At 52.5% G+C, this 23,875-nt stretch carries 18 protein-coding genes; 12 read left to right on the top strand and 6 right to left on the bottom strand.

Annotated elements, in window-relative coordinates:
* Positions 1-626 precede the first annotated feature (626 nt).
* Together gap and H9S92_RS14870 are read left to right on the top strand one after the other, a co-directional pair.
* Positions 627-1,616: a type I glyceraldehyde-3-phosphate dehydrogenase gene (gap, locus tag H9S92_RS14875; RefSeq protein ID WP_187467491.1), complete on the top strand. Its 990-nt coding sequence runs from the start codon at positions 627-629 to the stop codon at positions 1,614-1,616.
* A 122-nt stretch (positions 1,617-1,738) separates the two neighbouring features.
* A complete protein-coding gene (locus tag H9S92_RS14870; protein WP_187467490.1) occupies positions 1,739-2,950 on the top strand; it encodes a phosphoglycerate kinase in 1,212 nt (403 codons plus the stop codon).
* 453 nt (positions 2,951-3,403) lie between these two features.
* On the opposite strand, the gene H9S92_RS14865 is transcribed toward H9S92_RS14870, so the two are convergent.
* Positions 3,404-4,357 (bottom strand): ion channel, encoded by a 954-nt coding sequence (locus H9S92_RS14865; protein WP_187467489.1) that lies wholly within the window; start codon positions 4,355-4,357, stop codon positions 3,404-3,406.
* 174 nt (positions 4,358-4,531) lie between these two features.
* Between H9S92_RS14865 and H9S92_RS14860 the strand changes: the two genes are divergently transcribed.
* Positions 4,532-5,542 (top strand): NADP-dependent oxidoreductase, encoded by a 1,011-nt coding sequence (locus H9S92_RS14860; protein ID WP_187467488.1) that lies wholly within the window; start codon positions 4,532-4,534, stop codon positions 5,540-5,542.
* 87 nt (positions 5,543-5,629) lie between these two features.
* Here the strand turns inward: H9S92_RS14860 and argH are convergent, their stop codons facing one another.
* The 3 genes from argH to H9S92_RS14845 all read right to left on the bottom strand — a co-directional run bounded on the left by argH (position 5,630) and on the right by H9S92_RS14845 (position 8,818).
* A complete protein-coding gene (gene argH, locus H9S92_RS14855; RefSeq protein WP_187467487.1) occupies positions 5,630-6,970 on the bottom strand; it encodes an argininosuccinate lyase in 1,341 nt (446 codons plus the stop codon).
* Between the two features lie 392 nt (positions 6,971-7,362).
* Entirely contained in the window at positions 7,363-8,037 is a 675-nt protein-coding gene (locus tag H9S92_RS14850; RefSeq protein ID WP_187467486.1) for a nitroreductase family protein, read from the bottom strand.
* Positions 8,038-8,218: 181 nt separating this feature from the next.
* Complete coding sequence (locus H9S92_RS14845; RefSeq protein WP_187467485.1) at positions 8,219-8,818, bottom strand: hypothetical protein; 600 nt, start codon at positions 8,816-8,818, stop codon at positions 8,219-8,221.
* A gap of 573 nt (positions 8,819-9,391) precedes the next feature.
* Here H9S92_RS14845 and H9S92_RS14840 point away from each other — a divergent pair.
* The 3 genes from H9S92_RS14840 (at position 9,392) to hemC (ending at position 13,897) form a co-directional block, all read left to right on the top strand.
* Entirely contained in the window at positions 9,392-10,801 is a 1,410-nt protein-coding gene (locus H9S92_RS14840) for a Gfo/Idh/MocA family protein (RefSeq protein WP_246463900.1), read from the top strand.
* 491 nt (positions 10,802-11,292) lie between these two features.
* On the top strand, positions 11,293-12,726 hold the full coding sequence (gene asnS / locus H9S92_RS14835) for an asparagine--tRNA ligase (protein ID WP_187467483.1): 1,434 nt from the start codon (positions 11,293-11,295) through the stop codon (positions 12,724-12,726).
* Between the two features lie 274 nt (positions 12,727-13,000).
* Complete coding sequence (gene hemC / locus H9S92_RS14830; RefSeq protein ID WP_187467482.1) at positions 13,001-13,897, top strand: hydroxymethylbilane synthase; 897 nt, start codon at positions 13,001-13,003, stop codon at positions 13,895-13,897.
* Positions 13,898-14,324: 427 nt separating this feature from the next.
* On the opposite strand, the gene H9S92_RS14825 is transcribed toward hemC, so the two are convergent.
* Positions 14,325-14,723, bottom strand: a complete 399-nt coding sequence (locus tag H9S92_RS14825) for a hypothetical protein (protein ID WP_187467481.1) — start codon at positions 14,721-14,723, stop codon at positions 14,325-14,327.
* Positions 14,724-14,876: 153 nt separating this feature from the next.
* On the opposite strand from H9S92_RS14825, the gene recQ reads away from it, so the two are divergent.
* The 5 genes from recQ to H9S92_RS14800 all read left to right on the top strand — a co-directional run bounded on the left by recQ (position 14,877) and on the right by H9S92_RS14800 (position 22,052).
* Positions 14,877-16,688, top strand: a complete 1,812-nt coding sequence (gene recQ / locus H9S92_RS14820; protein ID WP_246463898.1) for a DNA helicase RecQ — start codon at positions 14,877-14,879, stop codon at positions 16,686-16,688.
* A gap of 948 nt (positions 16,689-17,636) precedes the next feature.
* On the top strand, positions 17,637-18,278 hold the full coding sequence (locus H9S92_RS14815; RefSeq protein ID WP_187467480.1) for a hypothetical protein: 642 nt from the start codon (positions 17,637-17,639) through the stop codon (positions 18,276-18,278).
* Between the two features lie 204 nt (positions 18,279-18,482).
* The gene (locus tag H9S92_RS14810; protein ID WP_187467479.1) at positions 18,483-19,865 is read left to right on the top strand and encodes an ATP-binding protein; all 1,383 of its coding nucleotides are present in this window, start codon (positions 18,483-18,485) and stop codon (positions 19,863-19,865) included.
* The gene (locus H9S92_RS14805; protein WP_187467478.1) at positions 19,858-20,865 is read left to right on the top strand and encodes an O-methyltransferase; all 1,008 of its coding nucleotides are present in this window, start codon (positions 19,858-19,860) and stop codon (positions 20,863-20,865) included. Before H9S92_RS14810 ends, H9S92_RS14805 begins: the two co-directional genes overlap by 8 nt.
* Positions 20,865-22,052 carry a DNA cytosine methyltransferase gene (locus H9S92_RS14800; protein ID WP_187467477.1) on the top strand — a complete coding sequence of 396 codons (1,188 nt, stop codon included), beginning with the start codon at positions 20,865-20,867 and terminating at the stop codon, positions 22,050-22,052. Before H9S92_RS14805 ends, H9S92_RS14800 begins: the two co-directional genes overlap by 1 nt.
* Positions 22,053-22,273: 221 nt before the next feature.
* On the opposite strand, the gene H9S92_RS22930 is transcribed toward H9S92_RS14800, so the two are convergent.
* A complete protein-coding gene (locus H9S92_RS22930) occupies positions 22,274-22,420 on the bottom strand; it encodes an IS1/IS1595 family N-terminal zinc-binding domain-containing protein (RefSeq protein ID WP_454557407.1) in 147 nt (48 codons plus the stop codon).
* A 189-nt stretch (positions 22,421-22,609) separates the two neighbouring features.
* Here H9S92_RS22930 and H9S92_RS14795 point away from each other — a divergent pair, with 189 nt between their 5' ends.
* Entirely contained in the window at positions 22,610-23,683 is a 1,074-nt protein-coding gene (locus H9S92_RS14795) for a DUF3800 domain-containing protein (RefSeq protein ID WP_187467476.1), read from the top strand.
* Positions 23,684-23,875: the final 192 nt, after the last annotated feature.

Here is a 23,875-nt window from a genome sequence, read left to right as displayed (position 1 = left end):
TTCGATTCCCCTACGGGCTACCAAATTCGCGCAGCGAATTTGATGTACCATTTACCATTGATGATGTACAATTTTGAATTGCCCGGCTGGCATTGCTACCGCAAGGAACTGATGCAACGATGGCAATTTTCAATCGTAAATCCTAAACTGTAAATTGTAAATCTCCTCTGGCCCCTGCGTCTATCGGTTAGGACGCCAGGTTTACCTTCTGGATGTTGATGGAATATTTTCGCGTCAACACGCAATTCCCCCGCAGGTCAGCCCCCAAGATGGCGCTGGCTCCTTGCAACTCAGAGCCGGTATTTGGCGCTCATACCCGTGTACCGTCCCGCGCCTTAGCTTACTGGCGGTGCCGTTTCCCGCCGGATGCAAGTTTTTTCCTTACAAATCGTACCAAGCGTCAAGTTCCGGGGAAAACACCGGGGCGGAATTATTGTTAATTTTACACTAAGTCCGTATTTTTGGCGCCGCAACGCGGGCCTGGCGCGGGCGAGGCAGGGATGGCTGGACTATCTTTGCGCCTCGTTCCGTTCCCTGGCACCTGCGGCCGCGCCCTGATCAGGAAAGCCTGACGGGCCCAGCAAAACGAAGAAACAACAAGACCAAAAGCGATAATTTACCCCATCATGGCAAGAATTGCAATTAACGGCTTCGGCCGCATCGGCCGGATTACCCTGCGTAGCCTGCTCGAAAAAGGCCTCGAAGTAGTGGCCATCAATGACCTGACCGACAACGCCACCCTGGCCCACCTCTACAAGTACGACAGTGTACAAGGCAACGTGAAGGCCGAGGTGAGCAGCGACGATGAGTTCATCTACATCGACGGCAAAAAAATCGAGGCACTCAGCCAGCCCGACCCCAGCAAACTGCCCTGGGGTGCCATGAACGTAGACGTGGTGTTGGAATGCACCGGCCGTTTCACCGATAAAGCCAAGGCCCAACTCCACATCGATGCGGGTGCGAAGCGCGTACTGATCTCTGCCCCCGGCTCCGGTGGCGTGGCTACGGTGGTACTGGGCGTAAACGACGAAGTGATCAACGCCGACACCAAGATCTACTCCAACGCCAGCTGCACCACCAACTGTCTGGCACCGATGGTGAAGGTACTGGACGACGCCTTCGGCGTTGAGAAAGGCCTCATCACAACGGTCCACGCCTACACGGCCGACCAGAACCTCCAGGATGGTCCGCACAAAGACCTGCGCCGCGCCCGTGCTGCGGCCGTCAACATCGTCCCTACCAGCACCGGTGCCGCTAAGGCCGTAGGTCTGGTACTGCCCCACCTGAATGGCAAACTCGACGGTGGAGCCATGCGCGTGCCCGTCCCCACGGGCTCACTGACGGACTTCACCGCCGTACTGAAGCGCGAAGTGACGCTGGACGAGGTAAACGCTGCCTTCAAAACCGCCGCCGAAGGCCCGATGAAAGGCATCCTCGACTACGTGACCGATCCTTACGTGAGCAGCGACATCGTGGGCAGCAAATTCAGCAGCCTCTACGACGTGGAGCAGACCATCGTCATGGGCAGCCTGGTAAAAGTGGTAAGCTGGTACGACAACGAGGCGGGCTACAGCGCCCGTTTGGCCGATCTTTGCGAGCGCATCTCCGCGATGTAATAAGCTAATAATTGAATAAATGAATGCGAGAATGGGCTCCCGCCAGTTCTCGCATTCATTGTTTGCGTCTACTGCTTTCCTCCCTTATTCCTTTTCTCCTTTATTCCTTTACTCCTTTGCACATGGGCCTCAAAGACCTCAACGTATCCGGTAAGAAAGTCCTCGTCCGCGTCGACTTCAACGTCCCGCTGGACGCCGATAAAAAAGTCACCGACGATACCCGGATCGCCAAGGCGGCTCCGACCATCAAGTACCTGCTGGAGCAGGGCGCGGCGGTGATTCTGATGTCTCACCTGGGCCGGCCGCTCAAGGAATTGAAGGCCGATGGCAGCATTGACAAAGATGCTTTCAGCCTGGCGCCGATCATTCCTACGCTGGAGGATTACGTGGGTTGCCAGGTCAGTTTCGTAGAAGACACGATCGGCGAAGCAGCGAAGGCTGCCGTGGCTGCACTGGAGCCCGGGCAAATACTGTTGCTGGAAAACACGCGCTACTACAAAGGCGAGGAAAAGGGCGACCAGGACCTGGCCAAGGGCATGGCCGAGCTGGCCGATGTGTACGTGAACGACGCCTTCGGGGCGGCCCACCGGGAGCACGCCTCTACGGCGACGGTGGCACGGTTTTTCGATGCCCACGAACGGGCCTTTGGCTTTCTGATGGAGGCTGAGCTGGAGGGTGCGGAGCGTTTGCTCAACAACCCGGAACGCCCCGTGACGGCCATCGTGGGTGGTGCTAAAGTGAGTGACAAGATCCTCCTGCTGGAGAAATTGCTGGATTTTGCCGATAACATCATTATCGGCGGCGCCATGGCCTACACCTTCAGCCTCGCCCAGGGGGGCAAGGTGGGTAAGTCGTTGGTGGAACGGGACAAAACCGACACGGCCCTGGAGCTCCTCAAAAAGGCGGAGGCCAAGGGCACTAAAATTCACCTCCCCGTGGATACGGTGGTGGGTAAAGACTTCAGCAACGAAACGCCCCGGGATACCGTTGCGGCGGGCACGATTGGCGACGAATGGGAAGGCCTGGATATTGGCCCTGAATCCGTCGAGCGCTTCTCAGCCGTCATTGCCCAGAGCAAATCCATCCTCTGGAACGGCCCGATGGGGGTGTTCGAGATGCCCAACTTTGCCATCGGCACCAACGCCATTGCTAAGGCGGTGGCCAAGGCTACCAAGGACAACGGTGCCTACAGCCTCATTGGGGGCGGCGACTCCGTTTCGGCGATCAACCAGGCGGGCCTGGCCGATGAGGTGAGCTTCGTTTCTACCGGCGGAGGCGCTATGCTGGAACTGCTGGAAGGCAAGGAATTGCCGGGGATTGCGGCTATTCGGTGAGGTCGGGATGTTTTTCGTCGAGCTTCGCTCTTTTTTTGAACCACTAAGTTCACTGAGGGCACTAAGTTTTAGGCGCTTCGCTTTTGGAGCGCTTCGCTCTTCTTTTTGAACCACTAAGTTCACTGAGGGCACTAAGTCTTAGGCGCTTCGCTTTTGGAGCGCTTCGCTCTTCTTTTTGAACCACTAAGTTCACGAAGAGGGGCTAAGGCCGAAAAGGAGAGCAGTCGCCGTATAACGGCTCTACCATTTTTTGAACCACTAAGGACACGAAGAGGGACTAAGTTTCGACTGGATCGGGACCGGGGCAGCTGCGAGGTAGAACGTGTTGACCTCCGCAAAAAACTCCAAGCAACTCCATGCTAGCATGAAATACTGCGAAGCAAAACTCCATGCAACTCCATGGGCTAAAAAACCCTGCCGGGCAGCTGCGACGTAAAACGTCCTGACCTCCGGTTATTCCTCTTCCGCCTGGTAGTGGCTGATGCGGTCCAGGTGCAGCTCGGTGGTGGCTTCGCGTTCGAAGTACATGGGTTGGAAGCGGGCGTTCCAGACGAGTTCGGTGTGGAGGTAAGAATTATTGATGTGGATCGCCTGGGCGAAAGTCTCGTCGTAGCCGTCGATGGTGATGAGGAGTTCGGAGTGGCGCTGGCAGTAGTCGTCTTTGGACCAATGGTACATCGGGCTTTCTTCGTTGATGGGGTGGACGATGGTCCAGTTCAGGGGGAAGAGGGCGACGTTATCGCGTTCCAGTTTCAGGGGGGCGAAGCGGCGGGTGTGGTTTTCCAGCCAGGTCAGTACCACGCGGGCGTTGACGTTAATGAGGTGGCTGTCGCGGCGGTTGGCGATGCGGAACTGGAGGCTTTTGCCACCGGGAGCGTAGGGGGCCACCAGGGCGTGGGCGGAGAAGAGGATGAGGCGTTTGGGCCGGGCGAAGCGGGCGTAGATGAGGCCCGTCATGATGGCCAGGGCCGTCCAGCCAAAGAGGGCTACGAAAGCGGCCAGGGCATTGGCCCCGATGCCCGTGGGCGTCATACCACCGTAGCCGACGGTGGTGAACGTCTGGACGCTAAAGAAAAAAGCAGAAAGCGCGCGCTGCCAGAAAGGGTCGGATTGGGGGACGTTGCTAAGGCTCTCCGTTCCGATGATCAGAAAAAGGCCACCGAAGAAAAGGTTGATCAGCACGTAGGCGAGCAGCGTGAGGGCCAGAAAGCGCGGCCAGGTCATCTCCACCAAATTCTGGTAGGGAGAAAAGACGGAGTGGCCCCGGCGCACGACGTTGAAGCTGCCGTCGGGATTGATCAGGCGGGTGCCTGGCTTGCGGGCAACTTTGTTGCCCAGGCCCAAATCTACTTCGGCGGGTGGCGGCGCGGCTTTGCCAAGGCGCTGCAGCAGGGTGTTGCGCTTCATGACTAGAGAAACCCCGCCGGGTCTGTTTCGGTTTTGCCCCCGCCCGTTCCGATTGTTTGCCGTAGCTTTGGGGACGCCGGTCCGCCGGGGCAAGCCGTTTGGCATTGCCCCAATTTCCCGTTCAGTAGGAAGGAGGCGTGCTGCGCCATTCCGAAAGTTTTAGCCAACCCGTTCATGCCCACCAACCAACAACTCTTGCTCGTGGAGCGCCCCACCGGCCTGCCCACGCCCGACACCTGGAACCTCGTCAGCAACCCCATCCCCGAACCCGGCCCGGGGGAAGTCTTAATTCAACACCACTACGTTTCCCTCGATCCCGCCATGCGGGGGTGGATGAACGACGCCCGCTCTTACATCCCCCCCGTTCCGCTCGGCGACGTCATGCGGGCGGGCACCATCGGCAAGGTCATCCAATCCAACGGCCACCCCAAATACCAGGTGGGCGACGTCCTCACCGGCTGGGGCGGCGTGCAGCAGTACAGCGTCACCAACGGCGAGGGCTACTACCCGGTGGATACCCGCCTGGCCCCCATGCCCACCTACATCGGCACGCTGGGGATGCCGGGTATGACGGCCTACTTCGGAATTCTGGAGGTGGGGAAAATTAAAGAAGGCGATATCGTGGTCGTTTCCGGCGCGGCCGGCGCGGTGGGCAGCGTGGTGGGGCAGATTGCCAAAATTAAGGGATGCAAGGTGGTCGGCATCGCCGGCGGCGCAGAGAAATGTGCCTACCTGACGGAGACGCTGGGCTTCGACGCCGCCATCGATTACAAGACCGAAAACCTGGCCGACGCGCTGAAAGAACACTGCCCCAAGGGGATGGACGTGTACTTCGATAACGTCGGGGGAGACATCCTCAACGCCTGCCTGGCCCGCCTGCGGATGCACGCGCGGGTGGTGATCTGCGGCGCCATCTCCCAGTACAACAACAAGGAAAGCGTCCAGGGGCCAAGCAATTACCTTTCCCTGCTCGTCAACCGCGCCACCATGCAGGGGATGGTGGTGATGGACTACGCCAAAGACTACCGCCGGGCCGCCACCGAAATGGGCACCTGGATGATGGAGGGCAAACTCCAGAGCCGCGAAGACATCTACGAAGGCATCGAAAACTTCTACGAGACCTTCCTCCGCCTCTTTTCCGGCGAGAAAAATGGCAAACTGGTGCTGAAGGTTTTAGAGGAATAGTTTGATAGTTTAGTAGTTCTGTAGTCTGGTAGTTCGGTAGTATTCCTATTCTATGAACTACTGAACTATGAACTACTGAACTATGAACTACTGAATTAAAGCCCCCAGTGCTGCGTGCACGGTGGCAAAATCAAAGCTGCGGAGCACGGTTTGCCGTTCGGCGCTGATCCGCTCGTTGCCCAGGTTGCCGAGGCTGCCCAGGTGGGTATGGCGCAGCGTGGTTGGCGGCACGAAGGTTCCGGCTTCGATGTCTTTGCCGACTTGCGCGTAGGCGTCGCGGAAAGGCAGGCCCTGGAGCACCAGTTCATTGACGGCTTCCACGGAGTAGAGGTAGGTATAGCGCGGGTCAGTGGGCAGTTCCTGGGCGCGGACGCGGGTGCGGGGGAGGGCGTAAAGAGCGATGTTGAGGCCGTCTTCGAGTTGGTCCAGGGCGGGGAAGACGACTTCTTTGAGCAGCTGGAAATCCCGGTGGTAGCCCGAGGGGAGGTTGGTGGTGAGCTGGCTGACCTGGGTGGGAAGGCTTTGCAGGAGGTTGCAGCGGCCGCGGAGGAGCTCGAAAACGTCGGGATTTTTCTTGTGGGGCATGATGCTGGAGCCCGTGGTCAGTTCGGGCGGCAGCTGGAGGAAGCCGAAGTTTTGGCTGCTGTAGAGGCAGACGTCCATGGCCATTTTGCCGAGGGTCTGGGCCAGGCTGGCGATGGCGAAGGCCAGCAGAAGTTCCGTTTTGCCGCGGCCCATCTGGGCGGCCACGACGTTGACCACCGGGGCGCGGAAGCCGAGCAGTTCGGTCGTCCGGTCGCGGTTGAGGGGGAAGCTGGAGCCGTAGCCCGCTGCACTGCCGAGGGGGTTTTGGTTGACGACATCGTAGACGCCGCGCCACATCCGCAGGTCGTCAATGAGCGCTTCGCCGTAGGCCCCGAACCAGAGGCCGAAGCTGGAGACCATCGCAATCTGCAGGTGGGTGTAGCCGGGGATGAGCTTATCGCGGTGTTCGTCGCTCAGGCCCGTGAGGGTTTGGCTGAGCTCCGCCGTTTTCCCGACGATGCTCTCAATGCGGTGGCGGAAGTAGAGGCGGAGGTCTACCAGGACCTGATCGTTGCGGCTGCGGCCGGAGTGGATTTTCTTGCCGTCGTCGCCCAGCGCCCGGGTGAGGAGGAGCTCGACCTGGCTGTGGACGTCTTCGACCCCGTCTTCAATGCGAAAGTCTCCGGCCTGGACGGACTGATACAGCTCCTTCAACTTCTCCTGGCACCTGCGCGCCGCGCCCGCATCAATCAAGCCTACTTCGGACAGCATCCGGACGTGCGCCAGCGAGCCGAGGATGTCGAAAGGGGCCAGTTCCAGGTCCATTTCGCGGTCGCGCCCGATGGTGAAGTCGGCGATCCGCTGATCGAGGTCGTAGTCTTTTTCCCAGAGTTTGGTGGGCATAGTGGGGTGGTTTGCGGGGGGTAAAGGTCGGGAAGAAAAGTGGAGTGGGGGCTTTTTTTAGGCGTGTACCATACCCCTCCCCCGTCCCCTCCCCATGTGGGAGGGGTGACCCAAGCACCGTTCTTTTTACGATAAAGAAATGTTTATCAGCGACTTATGATATCCCTTCCCCGGAGGGCCAGTGCGGTATAATTTTCTTAATGTGATTTGCTTCGCTGTTTACAGGGATCTTTGGGATAGAGAAAGTCTTGGTTGAGGGTGTCCCCATCCGAATGGCCATGGTTCGGGTGGGGACACCCTCAGCCGGGCGTTTGCGTGAGGGAGGACTGCTCTGCTCTTTTTCGGTAGTTAAGGAACCTGCTCAAAAGCAGAAAATCAGGAAACGCCCGGCGCTATTCAAACCACACGCTGATCTCGTCTAAGCCCTTACGGCCGATGCTGGGCACCTGGGCATCGGCGGCGGGGTAGCCGACGGGGAGTAGTAGGAAAGGCCTCTCGTTGTCGGGCCGGCCGAGGATTTTCTGGAGGAAGTTGAGTGGGCTGGGGGTGTGGGTGACCGTAACCAAGCCGGCGTGGTGGATGGCCGAAATGAGGAGGCCGCAGGCGAGGCCGACGGATTCGGTGACGTAGTAATTTTTCTCTTTTTCGCCGGTGGAGCCCAGGTCGTAAGCCTTTTTGAAGACCACAATGAGGTAGGGAGCGGTGGTCAGGAAGGGCTTGTGCCAGTCGGTGCCGAACTTTTGCAGGTCGGCCAGCCAGTCGTCGGACATCCGGCCGTGGTAATTTTCGTACTCTTCCTTCTCGGCGGCGGTGCGGATCTGGGCTTTGACGGCGGGGTCGGAGACTACGCAGAAGGTCCAGGGCTGCTTATTGGCTCCGCTCGGGGCGGTGGAAGCGGTGAGGAGAATGGCTTCGATGATTTTCCGGTCGACGGGCCGATCGCTGAACTCCCGGACGGTGCGGCGGGCGGAGAGTTGATCGAGCAGGGCGGTAGCGCGGGCCAGCATTTCCTCGGGGCTAAACTCCCGGTAGACCAGGGGCTGAAAAGCTTGGTTGGCGTGGTTCATGGTGCAAAGATGGGGGAATGTAGATACACTTAGATGAACAGACTCTTTTGTAGTTCGGTAGTTTTGTAGTTCTGTAGTGGGGCAATGTTCACTATCGAACTAAAAAGCCATTGCGATCTAAGCATCTGGAAATCAGCGAATATCTAGGTTGTAAGGGCTCAACCCGACGTTAAAAGAGGACCTAACTGGACGGCACCCAAAGACGGAGGGAATCGAAGAAGCGATCGGCGGCGGTCCCGAGGCCGGCGGCGCTGAGGGAAAAGACTTTCAGCTCGTAGTAGCGGGTGCTGGCGACGCAGGCGAGGGTGCGGGCGCTCGCCCGGCCGCCGTTGTAATCGATGCGCCAGAGCCGGCCGGGGTAGGCGGCGCCGACCAGTTTTTCGGTACCGTAGATGACCTCGCCGCCGACGGCTTCAGCGGCCTCTTCCTGGGTATTGACCAGGAATTCCTGGACCAGCTCGGTGCTGTCGTGGTGCAAGCTGCCGGCGGGGTAATCGACGTAGCTGAGCACGTAGAGGATGTTTTCGGCGCGATCTTTATCGGGCACCCGTAAGTGGAAAGTGTGGTAGGCCTGGGCCCCGATGGCGGTCTCGATGGTGTCGATGCTGTGGTTCAGCTGACCGGGGGCGAGGAGGCGGAAGCGCCCGTCGAGGTCATTGCGTTCTTCCCAGCGCTGTTGTTTTTCCCAGCTTTGGTCGGGGGCGCTGGCCTGCATGGGCATTTGGGCGGCGAGGGAGGTGCAGCAGAGGAGGAGGAAGAAAAGGATGGTTCTTTGGAGCATACGGGGGGAAAGACACTTGGGAGAGGGGTGGGGTTGGATTTAACATTTACAATTTACCATTCAACATTTAAAATTTGGCATCCGCCGGGAGGGGAGAGAATTTGGCCGAGGGTGTGTTAACCCGAAACGTGGGCATTCGGGTGGGGACACCCTCAACCGGGGTTTTTTCGGGGAGGGCAATCTTTGCGGGGTTTGAGGTGGCATTCTCAACCGGTGGGCATTCGGGTGGGGACACCCTCAACCGGGGCTTCTTCGGGAGGTGAGACGCTCAACCTGGAGGGGATTTAACATTTACAATTAGCTGCGCTGCTGCCTACGGCGGTCAACATTCAACATTTAACATTTAGCTACGCTGCTACTTCGTGGTGGGCATCCGCCGGGAGGGGAGAGAATTTGGCCGAGGGTGTGTTAACCCGAAACGTGGGCATTCGGGTGGGGACACCCTCAACCGGGGCTTCTTCGGGAGGGGACACACTCAGCTGGGAGGGAAGATTTTTGGGTGGCGGGGCCGTTTGCTTCTTTTTTTTGCTACCTTGACCCGCGTAACTTATCCACCATACGATCATGCCGAAAATGTCTTCCAGTAACCGCCGTAAATTCCTCAAGACCGCCGCTGCTGCTGCAGCGGGTTTCACGATTGTTCCACGCCACGTCTTGGGTGGGGTGGGCTATACTGCCCCTAGCGACAAGGTGAACGTGGCCGCCATTGGTGCGGGGGGCAAGGGAAAAAGTGGGATCCTGGCCGTAGAAAGTGAGAATATTGTGGCGCTCTGTGACGTCGATGACAAGATGGCCGCAGAAATGTACCAGCGCTTCCCGAAGGCGACGCGTTTCCGCGACTACCGCAAGATGCTCGACGCCCACGCCAAAGACATTGACGCGGTGGTGATTTCCACGCCCGACCATACGCACGCCATCACCGGCCTGGCCTGTATGGCGCTGGGGAAGCACGTGTACATTGAAAAACCCCTGGCCCACAGCATCGAAGAGGTGCGTGCGCTCTCCGAAGCCGCCAAAGCCAACCCCAAACTCATCACCCAGATGGGCAACCAGGGCGCCAGCGGCGAGGGCATCCGCAAGACCCAGGAGATTTACGAATCGGGCCTGCTGGGCGACGTCCACACCGTCTACGCCTTCACCAACCGGCCAGTATGGCCCCAGGGCGGAGGTGCGCCGAAGGGCAGCCAGCCCGTACCGAGCCACTTCGACTGGAACCTGTGGCTCGGTCCCGCCGCGATGCGCGACTACCACGAGGCCTACCACCCCTTTGCCTGGCGCGGGTACTGGGATTTTGGCACGGGTGCACTGGGCGACATGGGTTGCCACATTCTCGATACGCCGTTCTACATCCTTGAACTCGGCTACCCCATTTCGGCGGAGGCCAGCGTGGGGCAGGTGTTCAGCCAGAACTGGACGCCGGATTACCACCCCGAAAGCTGCCCGCCCTCCAGCAAAATCCACATCAGCTTCCCGGCCCGCGGCAGTAAGCCACCGGTAGAGCTGATCTGGAGCGACGGCGGCATCCTCCCCCGCCGCCCCGAAGGCATGAAGGCCGACGAAAAGCTGGGCGACGGCGGCGGCAACGGCTTCATCATGGAAGGTACCCGCGGTACGCTGGTGGCCGACGTTTACGGTGCCAACCCCCGCTTGATTCCGACCGACCTGATGGACAACATCACCGTGCCGGAAGTCCTGCCCCGCGTCACCACGAGCCACGGCATGGACTGGATCAACGGCATCAAGAACAACTACCAGCCCAGCAGCCACTTTGGTAAGGCGGGCCCGCTGACGGAGACGGTACTGATGGGCAATCTGGCCGTCCGGGGCTACTCCGCCCGCTTCCCCAAGCCTACCGCCGATCGCCCCGACGCGTACGAAGTGCCCGGTCGCACCCGCCTGGAATGGGATGGGGCGAAGATGGAGGTGACGAATGTGCCGGAGATGAATTTTTACGTGCGGAACCAGAAGACTCGGAGTTTTTAGGGTTGCGCTTTGCTCTTTTTTTGCGCTTCGCTTTTTGGGGGAGCTTCGCTCTTTTTTTTGAACCACTAAGGGCACTGAGGGCACTTAGAGCACTAAGTTTTTTGGCGCTTCGCTTTTGGGGGAGCTTCGCTCTTCTATTTTGAACCACTAAGTTCACTAAGGGCACTTAGAGCACTAAGTTTTTTGGCGCTTCGCTTTGGGGGGAGCTTCGCTCTTCTTTTTTGAACCACTGCCTAGGTTGAGACCCTCTGGGTCGATCGAGCTAGGCACAGTGGCGTATTCTCCTACGACCCAGAGGGTCTCGACCTGGTAAGTGCTTGAGCCGTGTTTCAACTGCAGGTGGATCTCTGGTCCGGTAATGGGCCGGACGAGACGTCCGGAGCCGTGCTGGGGCAGCTGCGACGTGGAACGTCTTGACCTTGGGGCGACAAGGAAGCGATGCAGGTAAAAGCCCCAAGGCCTATCTTTGCGCCCGCAAACCCCGTAAGCGTATGATTCTCCGTCAAGAAATTGCTCCTTTGCTGAAAAACCCGCCCGTCGGTACCACCGTAACCGTCATGGGTTGGGTGCGCGCCTGGCGCGGCAACCGCTTTATGGTGCTCAACGACGGCTCCGGCCCCGAGACCCTGCAGGTGGTGGTTGATGCCGACCAATTTCCCGAAGAGATTATCCGCTCCATCGGCTTCCACGCTTGTGTGGGCGCTACGGGGACATTGGCCGAAAGCCAGGGGAGCGGACAGACGGTGGAACTCATTGCCAGCAGCATCCAGATTTTCGGGAAGGCAGACCTGAGCAAGTACCCCCTCCAGGCCAAAGCCCAGAGCATGGAATTCCTCCGGGAAAATGCCCAGTTCCGGATGCGGACCAACACCTTCAGCGCCGTCTTTCGCATCCGCCACGCGGTGGCTTACGCCATCAATAAGTACTTCCACGACCGGGGCTTTTACTACCTCCACACGCCCATCATTACGGGCAACGACGCCGAGGGCGCGGGCGAAATGTTCCGCGTAACGACCCTGGACCCCATCAACCCGCCCCTGGATGAGGCGGGCAAGGTGGATTACCGCGAAGACTTCTTCGGCAAGGCCACCAACCTGACCGTCTCCGGCCAACTGCAGGCGGAGATCGGGGCCCTGGCCCTGGGCAAGGTCTACACCTTCGGCCCCACCTTCCGCGCCGAAAACTCCAACACGAGCCGTCACCTGGCCGAGTTCTGGATGATTGAGCCCGAGATTGCCTTTGCCGACATCGAAAACGACATGGACCTGGCGGAAGACTTCGTCAAGTACCTCATCAACTTCTGTCTGGACAACTACCTGCCCGACCTGGAGTTTCTCGACGAGCGCATCCAGCAGGCCGAGAAAAACCTCAAGGCCGAGCTGCGTCGCCCGATGGGCCTCATCGAAATGCTCCGCTTCGTGGTGCAGGGCGACTTCGAGCGCATCACCTACACTGAGGCGGTAGAGCTCATCCTGGCCTCCACGCCCTACAAGAAAAAGAAATTCCAGTTTCCCGTCGCCTGGGGATCGGACCTGCAGGCGGAGCACGAACGCTGGCTGGTGGAGCAACACTTCAAAAAGCCGGTCATCGTAAGGAACTACCCCAAAGACATCAAGGCTTTCTACATGCGCCTCAACGACGATGGCAAAACGGTGGCGGCGATGGACATCCTCTTCCCCTACATCGGGGAAGTCATTGGCGGCAGCCAGCGGGAGGAACGCGAGGAGGTCCTCCGCGCCCGGATGCAGGAAATGGGGGTCCACGAGGAAGAACTCGCCTGGTACCTGCAACTGCGGACCTTCGGCGGAGCGCCCCACGCGGGCTTTGGCCTCGGCTTCGAACGGATTGTGCTCTTCATCACCGGCATGGGCAACATCCGCGACGTGATTCCCTTCCCGCGGGCACCTAAGACTGCGGATTTTTAGGGGTTGGTAGAGTAGCCTTAGTGGCCATTAGTACCTCTCCCTCGGCTTATTTCTGGGGCCCCTACCCCAGAAAACGCGTCCACAGGAGAGGGATGACCTTTCAAGCTACATTTTGGCAAAGCGCCATGTTTTATTTCGGCAGGATTGCTTTTTAAACCAGTAGAGGAAGGCTTTTCTGTGTTGTGTGGCGAAAATTTTCACGGCCGCAAACAAACCAACGGAAGGCCCTAGTTTTAGAAATTTCAAATGTTGAATCAGAAATGCTAAATCGCTTATGATCATCGGAACCAGAGGCTCGCGCCTCGCGCTATGGCAAGCCCACTTCGTTCAGGCCCAACTCCGGGAACAGGGGATAGCGAGCGAGTTGAAGATCATCAAGACCCAGGGGGATGTGGTGCAGCACCTCACTTTTGATAAGTTGGAGGGCAAGGGCTTTTTCACCAAAGAGATTGAGGACCAGCTGCTGGCGGGCAATATCGACCTGGCCGTACACAGCCTGAAAGACCTGCCGACCACCCAGCCCGAGGGCCTGACGCTGGCGGCGCTGAGCTACCGGGCGGCGGTGGAAGACGTTTTGATCATTCACCGCGACCGGGCGGTGCCGGGGCAGCCTTTCCAGTTGGCGGGCGGCGCGCGGGTGGGCACGTCTTCGGCCCGGCGGAAGGCACAGTTGCTCGATTTGCATCCGGGCTTGGTGACGGTGGACATTCGGGGGAACGTCCCAACCCGCCTGGAAAAAGCCCGCACGGGGGAGCTCGACGCCGTCATGCTGGCCGCCGCGGGCCTGGAGCGTTTGGAGCTGGATCTCTCCGACCTTCTCGTCATTCGCCTGAGCCCGAAGGAGTTTGTGCCGGCCCCCGGCCAGGGCGTGATGGCCATCCAGACCCGCGTGGAGGCGCTGGACATCCGCCGGCAACTCGCGCCGCTGCACCACCTCACCGTAGGGGAATGCACGAACGTGGAACGGACGGTTCTGAACCTCATGGAAGGCGGCTGCTCGATGCCGCTGGGCGTGTACTGCGAGCAAGACCAACTGAATAACTACCATGTTTGGGCGGCTTATGCGCCGAGCTACGGGGCGCCGGTGCGGCGGGTGCAGCTGAGTAGGAGTACGCGGGCGGGGTTGGCGGAGTTGGTAGTGGAGGCCCTCTCCCCCATCCCCTCTCCATAGGAGAGGGGTGACCCAAGCACCGGTCTTTTTACGTTTTTAGGAGTGTTTTTTCGTTTGCGGAAGATACCCTTCCCCAGCTTATTTCTGGGGCCCCTACCCCAGAAATAAGCGTCCCCATGTGGGAGGGGTGACCCAAGCATCATTCTTTTTACGATAAAGGAAGGTTTATCAGCGGCTAGTGTTTTCTCTCAAAAGGCGCTCATTCTATTGGAATGGATGAAGCACTGGGAATGCGATAGCAAAAAGCTACCTCCTGCTAAATGTCTAAACTAAAAAACTGATAATCAAACCTTTGCGTCTCCACTCTCCTGTGGAGAGGGGCCGGGGGAGAGGTAAAATGGGTAACGAAAGGGCCCGGGGGGAGAGGTCCCTCCCATCGCTCTTAAAAGACGTTCCACGGCACCTGCGGCCGCGCCCCAATAAGCTACTAACTGTTGCGGCGGCGCTCGAGTTCCTGCTGGATGATGCAGCGGAGGCGCTTGGTACGGTCGAGGCAGGAGAAGTTTTTGCCGATGTAGATCTGGGCCAGGGCCAACACGAGGAGGCAGGCGGGGATGAAGGCCAGGAAAATGCTGACCAGGCCGCGCCAACTGACCAGCGAGGCCGCGCAAGCCAAAAACATGAAGAAGGGAATGGCCAGGCCGATGCGGAACATGAGCCCGCGCATGCGGCGCAACTGCTGGGCCTGCACGCGCAAGCGGCGCAGCAACTGGTGCAGCTCGTGGGTAGCAAAAGAGGCCGGCCCGCCCGTGAGGATCAGGAGAAAATCATTGTTGCCAGCCCTTTCCAGTCTGGCAATTTGCCGTTCGAATTTGCGCTTCAACATGATTTTTCAAAAATAATGTACGCAGGCACAGGCCGCCAAGGTTTTTGTACATTTTGTCCAATTTGGGCAGGAAATTACCGGCAGGGACAAATTTATCAAACAAAACGGCGGTAATTTGCTAAAATTAAGCATATTTGCGAGAACAGCAGCCATATGAGCCCCGCCCTTGCCAAAACCGCCCTGAAGAAATACTTTGGGTACGACGACTTCCGCCCCCTCCAGCTGAAGATCATCGAGGCAGTGTACCGCGGCGAAGACGGCATCGTGCTGATGCCCACCGGCGGCGGTAAATCGATCTGCTTCCAGATTCCGGCGGTGACGATGAACGGGACGGTGGTGGTCGTCAGTCCCCTCATCTCGCTGATGAAAGACCAGGTGGATGGCCTCAATGCCGTAGGGATCCGCGCCGCCTTCCTCAACTCCAGCCAAAGCAGCAGCGAAAGCCACCGGGTGGAAACCGCCTTCGAAAATGGGGAGCTGCACCTGCTCTACGTGAGCCCCGAAAAACTGCTCTCGGCCGGCTTTTTCACCTTCCTCAAGCGGCGCAACATCTGCCTGTTTGCCATCGACGAAGCCCACTGCATTTCCGCCTGGGGACACGACTTCCGGCCGGAATACACCCAGTTAAAGGGCCTGAAAACCGCCTTCCCGAACACGCCCGTGCTGGCCCTGACGGCTACGGCCGACCGCCTGACGCGCCGCGACATGGCCGAGCAACTGGGCATCTCCCACGCCGAGCAGCACGTGGCCAGCTTTAACCGGCCCAACATCAGCCTGGCCGTGCGGCCCGGGCAAAAGCGCCGCGAGCAGATCATCAACTTCCTGCGTGAGCGCCCGGAGCAGGCCGGCATCATCTACTGCCTGAGCCGCAAACAAACCGAAGACCTGGCCGGCGCCCTGCGCGAATCCGGCTACAAGACCGAAGCCTACCACGCCGGCCTCAACGCCGAAACCCGGGCGAAGGTGCAATCCGACTTCATCGAAGACAAGACCCTCATCATCTGCGCCACCATCGCCTTCGGGATGGGCATTGATAAGAGCAACGTCCGCTGGGTCATCCACTACACGATGCCCAAGAACCTGGAGAACTACTACCAGGAAATCGGCCGCGCCGGCCGCGACGGCACCAAGGCCGATACCTTATTGTTCTACTCCTACAACGACTACCTGACGCTGAAGGAAATGATTGGCGGCGGGGCCAACGCCGAGCTCCAAACGGCCAAGCTGGAGCGGATGAAAGAATACGCCGATAGCCTGGCCTGCCGCCGCCGCATTTTGCTCAATTACTTCAGCGAAGACCACTCCGAAGACTGCGGCAACTGCGACATCTGCGCCAATCCGCCCGAGCGCTTCGACGGCACGGTGCTGGCCCAGAAGGCGCTCAGCGCCGTGGCCCGCCTGAAAGAATCCGTCGGTATGGGTATGGTCATCGACGTCCTGCGCGGCTCGGCGCGGGCCGAAATCATGAGCCGGGGCTACGACCAGATCAAGACCTACGGCGCGGGCCGCGACACCAGCGTTTTCGACTGGACGCAGTACTTCAACCAGTTCATCAGCCTGGGTTACCTCTACGTGGCGCACGAGGATTACAACAAAGTGAAACTCACGCCGGCGGCCCACCGCGTCCTTTTCCAGCAGGAGCGGGTCGAACTCGTCAAGATGAGCACCGTCAAAGAACGCCGCGAAAAAGAGCAGGCCAAAACGAAAAAGCGCGCCACGGTAATCCGCGAAAAATCCGGCCTATTCGACGAGTTGCGCGAGCTGCGCAAAAGCCTGGCGCGGGAATTCGGCATCCCGCCCTACCTGGTGTTTTCCGACGCCACCTTACAGGAAATGGCCGACCAAAAGCCGGTGACCGACGCCGAGATGGGCCGCATCAATGGGGTGGGGGAGCGGAAACTGGCGCGGTTTGGGGATGCGTTTATGGAGGCTATTCGGAGGTATGAAGCGGTGGGGAATGAGTGACCGCCGTAGGCAGCAGCGTAGCTAATGCGTGGATGAGTGAATGGCTACCGCGAGGGATAGGCGATATGGGAGCTGCCGCGAGAGATGGGCAATGGTTGAGGCGTTGTACGCCGAATGCTGGAGGAGCGGAGTAAAGGGGAAGGGCGTAAAGGATTAAAGGAAGCTACCGGACGAAATTCACTGAGGCAGGATATGTCTGGCGGGAAGGAGGTGGTTTTGTAGGGCGCGGCCGCAGGTGCTCCCCCCCGACCCCCCGAAGGGGGGAGTTTGTTGGCCCCCCGACCCCCAAAGGGGGAGGAGCGAGGGAGGTCGGATGTGTGATGTCAGATGTCAGATGTGGATGTGCGATGTCGGAGGTGTGATGTTAGACGTAAATGCCGCAGTCCCCCGTTCTTTTTTTCGGTAATTGCGTGGCTGGTCTTGGACAATCGGGGAATATGAAATATCTTTTCCGCCGGTGAGCTTACTTACCCACTGCCGAACCACCCGCCAACACCCGCCCGAAAACTGTTTCGACGCATGGAGGGCGAAGCCGTGGGGGGGGGGGTATTCCGTAGGGATTCTGTATTGGAGCTTGCCCCAGGATACATTTCGGCCATTTTTTTGGGGGTAAGGGTGGGATATTTGAGAGGGAGGTGGTACATTGGCGGTTGTTCCATCTTTTCAAAAGGGGTGTTGCCTCTTGCGGAGTGGGAAAGAAGATATGACTGGGTTGAACACTTTACCTAATGTTGGATTGCGAGTGGCGTCGGGATTGAATTGTGGATATGGGGTATATTCAGAGGCTACTCTGTCACCGAGACATCTTCCTGCCCACCCGATATTCGTATATCAGATCTGCTTGGTTAGCATTGTTAGCCCGTCGGACAGGTCTTTTGGAAAGCGAAAAGCGCAACTGAGATACAAGGATGTTGTGGATAAAAAATTAGAAGTAATAAGCAAGAAGAAATGAACCTACTTAGATACTATAAGGATGACGGAAGCCTGGTGGAAGTAAGTCTTGCCGAAGTTGAGGCTTGGCTTTTAGATCCAAATAAGAAAAATGAATTAGCTGATTTCATTTTTAGCAGGCTTTACTACCGATATATTAAACCTTTTGAATTCAGGTCGAAAAGTGTAATCAAAAATAAAACTTCTGGAAAAAATGTGAATGAATATTCTTTACTATATAAGAATGGGTTCTCAGTAATGGCAAATTGTTGTTTACTAATAGAGACTCTGGAAACCTTTCTAAGGGGGTGGGAAAATTCGTCCAATAAAAGCGAAGCTGCATTTTTAAAATTCTTTTCGAGAGATAAAAATTTTAAAGAATTTGCTGTGGATGATATGCCAACAATATTTTATAAGTCAATAAGATGTGGAATACTTCATCAAGGTGAAACAACTAATGGGTGGCGAATAACAAGAGATGAGAGGAAATTAATCTTGGATACGAATAGTAAAGAAATAAATGCGTCTAAGTTCTTAGGGCAGCTAAAACAATCAATAACAGATTATAAAGATGAATTATTGAAGGCTGATTGGAATGATGAAATTTGGAAAATGGCCAGGAATAAATTAAAATCAATCGTGAAAATATCCAAATCTTAGACCATACAAAGAAATCTGGTCTATAGTCATGCATATAAGTTCACATTGGTTAAATTTTGGTAAGATGTGCGCAAATCGTTCGGAGTAAAGCTTAATTACACAACAATTGATATCCTTGCAATTAGATTAAGGAAAACATATGATGTTCTAAATTATGTTTCCCGTTGAGTCGAAATTCAATACTTCACATTTAAATAAAATAAAGTGGAAAACGAAACCAAAGAAGGCGAGGCTAATCCTAAAAAAATACTAGGTAATCCCACCAAAGACTTATTTGTATTCATATTAACCAGGGATCTCAGTGTGATAGACGCAATCAATGATTTGATAGATAATTCTATTGACGGAGCAAAAAGGATGAGACCTGGTGGAAATTATCATGGTTTAGAAATTAATCTCGTCATTAATGAAAGGGAATTCAAGATTGAAGATAACTGTGGAGGAATTCCAATTGATGTAGCGAGGAAGTACGCATTTAGGTTTGGTAGGCCAAAAGAGATGGCTAATACAGAATATTCTATTGGCCAATTTGGAGTTGGTATGAAGCGGGCATTTTTCAAACTTGGAAAAGCCTTTTATGTCGAAAGCACAACCCCAACATCAGATTTTGCAATAGCTGTAACTATAGATGAATGGCTTGGTCAAAAAACTGATGAAGGTAGAGATGACTGGAGTTTTGAATTTAACGATGATTTTAAAGAAAATATAGTAAATATAGCACAAAAGATAGGAACAAAAATTGAGATCAGCCCTTTAAATGATGATATATCTAAATATGTTTCAATGAAGACGTTCGAAGATGATTTAATTAAAGAAATTGAGTCAAAACACATGGAGAATATTTACAAGGGCGTTGTAATTAGGGTGAATGGTATTAAACTAAAATCATTAAGGCCGGAATTTTTAGTCTCTAAAGAGTTGCCTTTAACTAAGTTTAATAAAAAATTTGACAATGGGGTAGATTTAGAAATAATATGTGGTGTTAGCTTGCCAAAGGAAGATAAGGGAGGGTGGTACATATTTTGCAACGATCGATTATTGCTTGGACCAGAAATTACCGAGCTTACGGGTTGGACTGGAAAAGGTGGAGTCGGAGTAGCACATTATCATCAGCAATATTGGAGGTTTAGAGGAATTGTATATTTCAAGTCTGAAGATTCATACAAACTACCTTGGAATACTTCCAAAAATAATATAGATGCGAGTTCACCAATTTTTCTTTATGCTAGGGGGCGAATGATTGAAATGATGCGACCTTTAATAACATTTTTAAATTTAGCTAAAAAAGATAATGAGACCAATGACGATGGAAGTGAAAAAGAGTACAAACCTTATCAAATGATGCTATCGGAGGCTAAAATAGTGGAGTTGAAAAATATTAACTCAGCTCCAACAGTTTCTGTTTTCAAAGTTCCAAAAAAGGAACAACCTGTATCGGATATTGAAACACATATTACCATCAGTTACAAGAAACCCAAATCCATTGCAGATAAACTAAGGACTCTAACTAATACCTCATCGTATAGAGAACTTGGGGAGTATACTTTTGATTATTATATTAATATAGAAGAAGTTGACAATGAGTAAGAATGCTCGTCAAATTGATTATAGGCTCCGCCTAGGAAAGTATGTTGAAAGAAGAATGATGTGCACTGCATTTCAAAAGCTTTCACTATTTTACCCACTGTCAAAATATAAGTACATTGGGTTTGGCGCTTACTATTTTTCAGATTTTTATCTATTTCATAAAGAACTAGGCATTGAAAAAATGTTGAGCATTGAAAAAAGTAATTCAAATGAAGTTAAATTGCGGTATGAGTTTAACAAACCATTTAATTGTATTGATATAGATTTTCGCGAAAGTTCAATTGTTCTTCCAGAAATTGAGTGGGATACTCCATCTATAATTTGGCTAGATTATACATCTTGTCTGACATCAGATATTGTAGCAGATATCGCTACAACCCTTAGAAGATCGCTTTCTGGAAGTATCATATCTTTTACATTAAAAATCGACTCAGACTTCTATAAGGACAATGAGAGCATTGATTCACCCATAAAAATTTCTGAGACCCAAGTTTATGTTAATAAAGTAGGCAAAGAATATGCTCCTCGTGAAATAAGTAAAAAGGATTTAACTCCAAAATTTTTACATACAGTCTACACTAGGACTATAAATAACATTATTAGTAAAATATTATTTGAAAGGAATGCCTCATCTATGGGAGAGAACATTGAGTGGGTTCAGTTATTTAATTTTAAATATGCTGATGGTGTAACCATGTATACAATTGGAGGTATCCTTGTCCAGGGAGAATCTCATAAAGCCCGGTTAGATGATATTGATTTTGATCGACTACAATTTATTAGAAGAGGCGAGGAACAATTTGAAATAGCAATTCCTAATTTGACAATAAAAGAGATAAAATATTTGGAAGGGATAATGCCATATGGTATTAATGCTGATGGCTCCATTAAGGGAGAATATAAAGTAAAAGGTAATGACCCCAGTATTCCAACAAATGACATTTTAAATTTTGCGAAAATTTATAAATATTTTCCAACTTTTACCGAGTCGAGACTATAATGAGCGAAGTTAAATTTATTGATTTATTTGCAGGAGCCGGAGGTTTCGGACTTGGGTTTTCAATGGCTGGGTTGAGGCCAATTTTATCATTGGAGAAAGATAAGTTTGCAGCTGAAACTATTATGTTTAATTGCCAGCACAAAGTAGTAAATGATGACGTACTAAATTATACTACATCTCGTAGTATAAAAAAACAAGTAGATTTAAATCCCGACGTAATAATTGGAGGGCCACCTTGCCAAGGCTTTAGTGTGGCTGGAAGTAATCGTAGTACAAAATTTGATGCAAGAAATAATTTTCCACTTGTTTTCTTGGAATGGGTTTCCGTGTTGAAGCCTAGAATGTTTGTCATGGAAAATGTACCTGGTATACTTACTACATATAACGAGAGAGGATCGAAAATAATTGATTCTATTAGACACAAGGCTTTTAAAATTGGCTACAATGTCGCGATATGGAAGTTAAATGCAGCAAACTTTGGAGTTCCCCAAAGAAGAATACGGGTGTTTATTATAGGTTATAAAGGTGATATTGCACCTGAACCACCCAAAGCAAAGTATTTTGACAACACTACTGAAGAAGAAAACTTATTTAATCTTAAGCCAGCAATTACTGTTGGGGATGCCATTCTAGATCTTCCTGTAATTTATGCTAAAGAAGGCCAAGAGACTATGAAGTACACCATAAATAGTAATTTAAGTAGTTACCAAAAGTGGGCTAGGAATAATTCAAAATTAGTATATAATCATGTTGCAATGAAGCATACGCCTCGAATGATTCAAAGGTATCAAGCACTGTTAGAAGGAAAAGATGAATTGCCAGACGAACTTAAAGTGAGGAAGAGAAACGGCAACGGTGAGCTTTCAAAGAGCCTTTTTAATAGCAATTATCGCCATTTAAGTCCAAATTTAGTCTCATATACCATCCCTGCATCATTTTATTCAAGTTTCGTACACCCTACTCTTCCTAGAAATATAACAACCAGAGAAGCTGCACGTCTTCAATCATTTCCAGATACGTATTTCTTTAAGGGGCAAAGAACTTTGATCTCTAATAAATTACTTACAAGGCAAGGAAAAGAAGATCAAATTGGGTTGAGTCAATACAATCAAGTTGGAAATGCAGTTCCACCTTTACTTGCGTGTTCTATTGCAGAAGCGTGTATTGATTTCTTAAAGAAAGAGTAATGCGTCAAATATTAAATCGACGTACAGCCCATAACAAAGTTTCCGCCCACTCGCTTTTCCTCAAGTATTGGGAGGGGGGAGATTATCAAAAGTAATGGTGAACCAGCAAGTAACGTTACCAGAGAAAGTAGCTAAGCGCCGTCACGTATTTCTCTAGTTTTTTCGAATACGCAACACTTCGCCGAACCAATCTGCTCACCAGTGCTGATTCGCCCTTGAATCTATTCGATGTATCCGCGTTTCTCTTTGTTGATCCAGTGGCTTTCATCTACGACGAACTTTCTGTTACAATCTTTACAACGGAAATATTGCTTTTGGTGGTGAATTTTGCCATACATTATTATCTTGCAACTGGTGCAGGTAAGCATTCTTTCTGAGTTTTGTCGCCGCTAAGATAGTGAACTTGCCCAGTTGTCATCTTACCTCAGAGAGTGCCATTACTATTGATGAACCTTCCTTTTTTCTTTAAATAGCGAGGAGGAAAAAATAAAAAATCATCCGGTCGTATGTTGAATGGAAGATCTTACGATAATTTACTTGGTCAAAATTAAAATTTTATGAATACTCTTATAGCTTTTGACGAATCTGGAAATACGGGAGAAAATCTAGTTGATCTTAGTCAGCCATATTTCACTCTTGCATCTGTTAATTTTTCAAAAGAGGATCTAGAGAAGTTTGAAAATTTTTTCACGATCAAATCGTCTGAGTATCATTTTAAACAGTTAAAAAGAAATCAACGCCATCAGAAATCAATGCTAGATTTTTTTAACTCAGACTTGATATCAGATGTTAAAATGAAATATTCTGCATTTGACAAACAGTTTGCTACTACCTGTCAAATTGTGGATTTACTGATAGAGCCCATAATGTTTAAGGGAGGACTAGACTTGTATGAAGACGGAGCTGCATATGGATATGCATCGGTTTTGTATGCCCTTCTTAGTTCCGGTGTATACGGATCAAATGCATTACTAAATTTAAATGAGGCTTTTGTTAAAATGATGCGCAGTAAGACTGACGAAAGTAAAGCAAAATTCTATAATGTTATACTTGGTTTCCCTAAATCGATGAAAGACGATAAGTACATGGATATGTTTGTGCCCATTTTGAGTCAGCCAGAGGAAGTTTCAATGTTGGTTGATTCATATGAGAAATATCAGATTGATTTCACTTTTACTTCTTTTTTTATTTTAAATGGAAAATGGACGAATACGCTCAAACCTTCAAGGTATGATGTGTTGATTGACCATTCGAAACAGTTAGGTCATTTTGAAGAATTGATAAGCATTTCACGCTCCCGTGCTCTAATGGAAAACAGTAATTTCACTGGCCATCTAAGTGATGTAGAGTTTCCTATGGCAATAAACCAATTTTCATTTGTAAATTCAGAAACTTATATAGAAGTACAAGTAGCCGATTTAATTGCTAGTGCTGTAAATTTTGCTCTCGTGAATGCCAAGGACACAAAGAATCTCTTTGCAAAAGATCTAATGGATAGTCGACTATTTAGCTTGCCTGCGCACATTGTAGCATTTGACAAGGATTTTTTAGACAACATAAAAAATAGAGATAACTCAATGACCTATATTGCAAATAATCTTGGCGTAAGCCGGTCGAGATTCGGGATCTGACTCCCCGATGTAGCACATTAAATTATTAAAATTTAACACGAAGTAAGGGTATTAAAAGCTCAAAACCATATTTATTAAAGAATCGTAACTATTTAGGCATACTACTCTACATTTTTGACGATGGGGTGATTTCGTCCATCATCTAGACATAAATACCGTTCGATAAAGAGCTCAATCTTAGCACACCACGGG

It is taken from the genome of Neolewinella lacunae (assembly GCF_014349155.1).
Lineage (GTDB): Bacteria > Bacteroidota > Bacteroidia > Chitinophagales > Saprospiraceae > Neolewinella > Neolewinella lacunae.
Note: the sequence above shows the minus strand (reverse complement) of the source record. Positions and strands in the feature narration are given on the sequence as shown.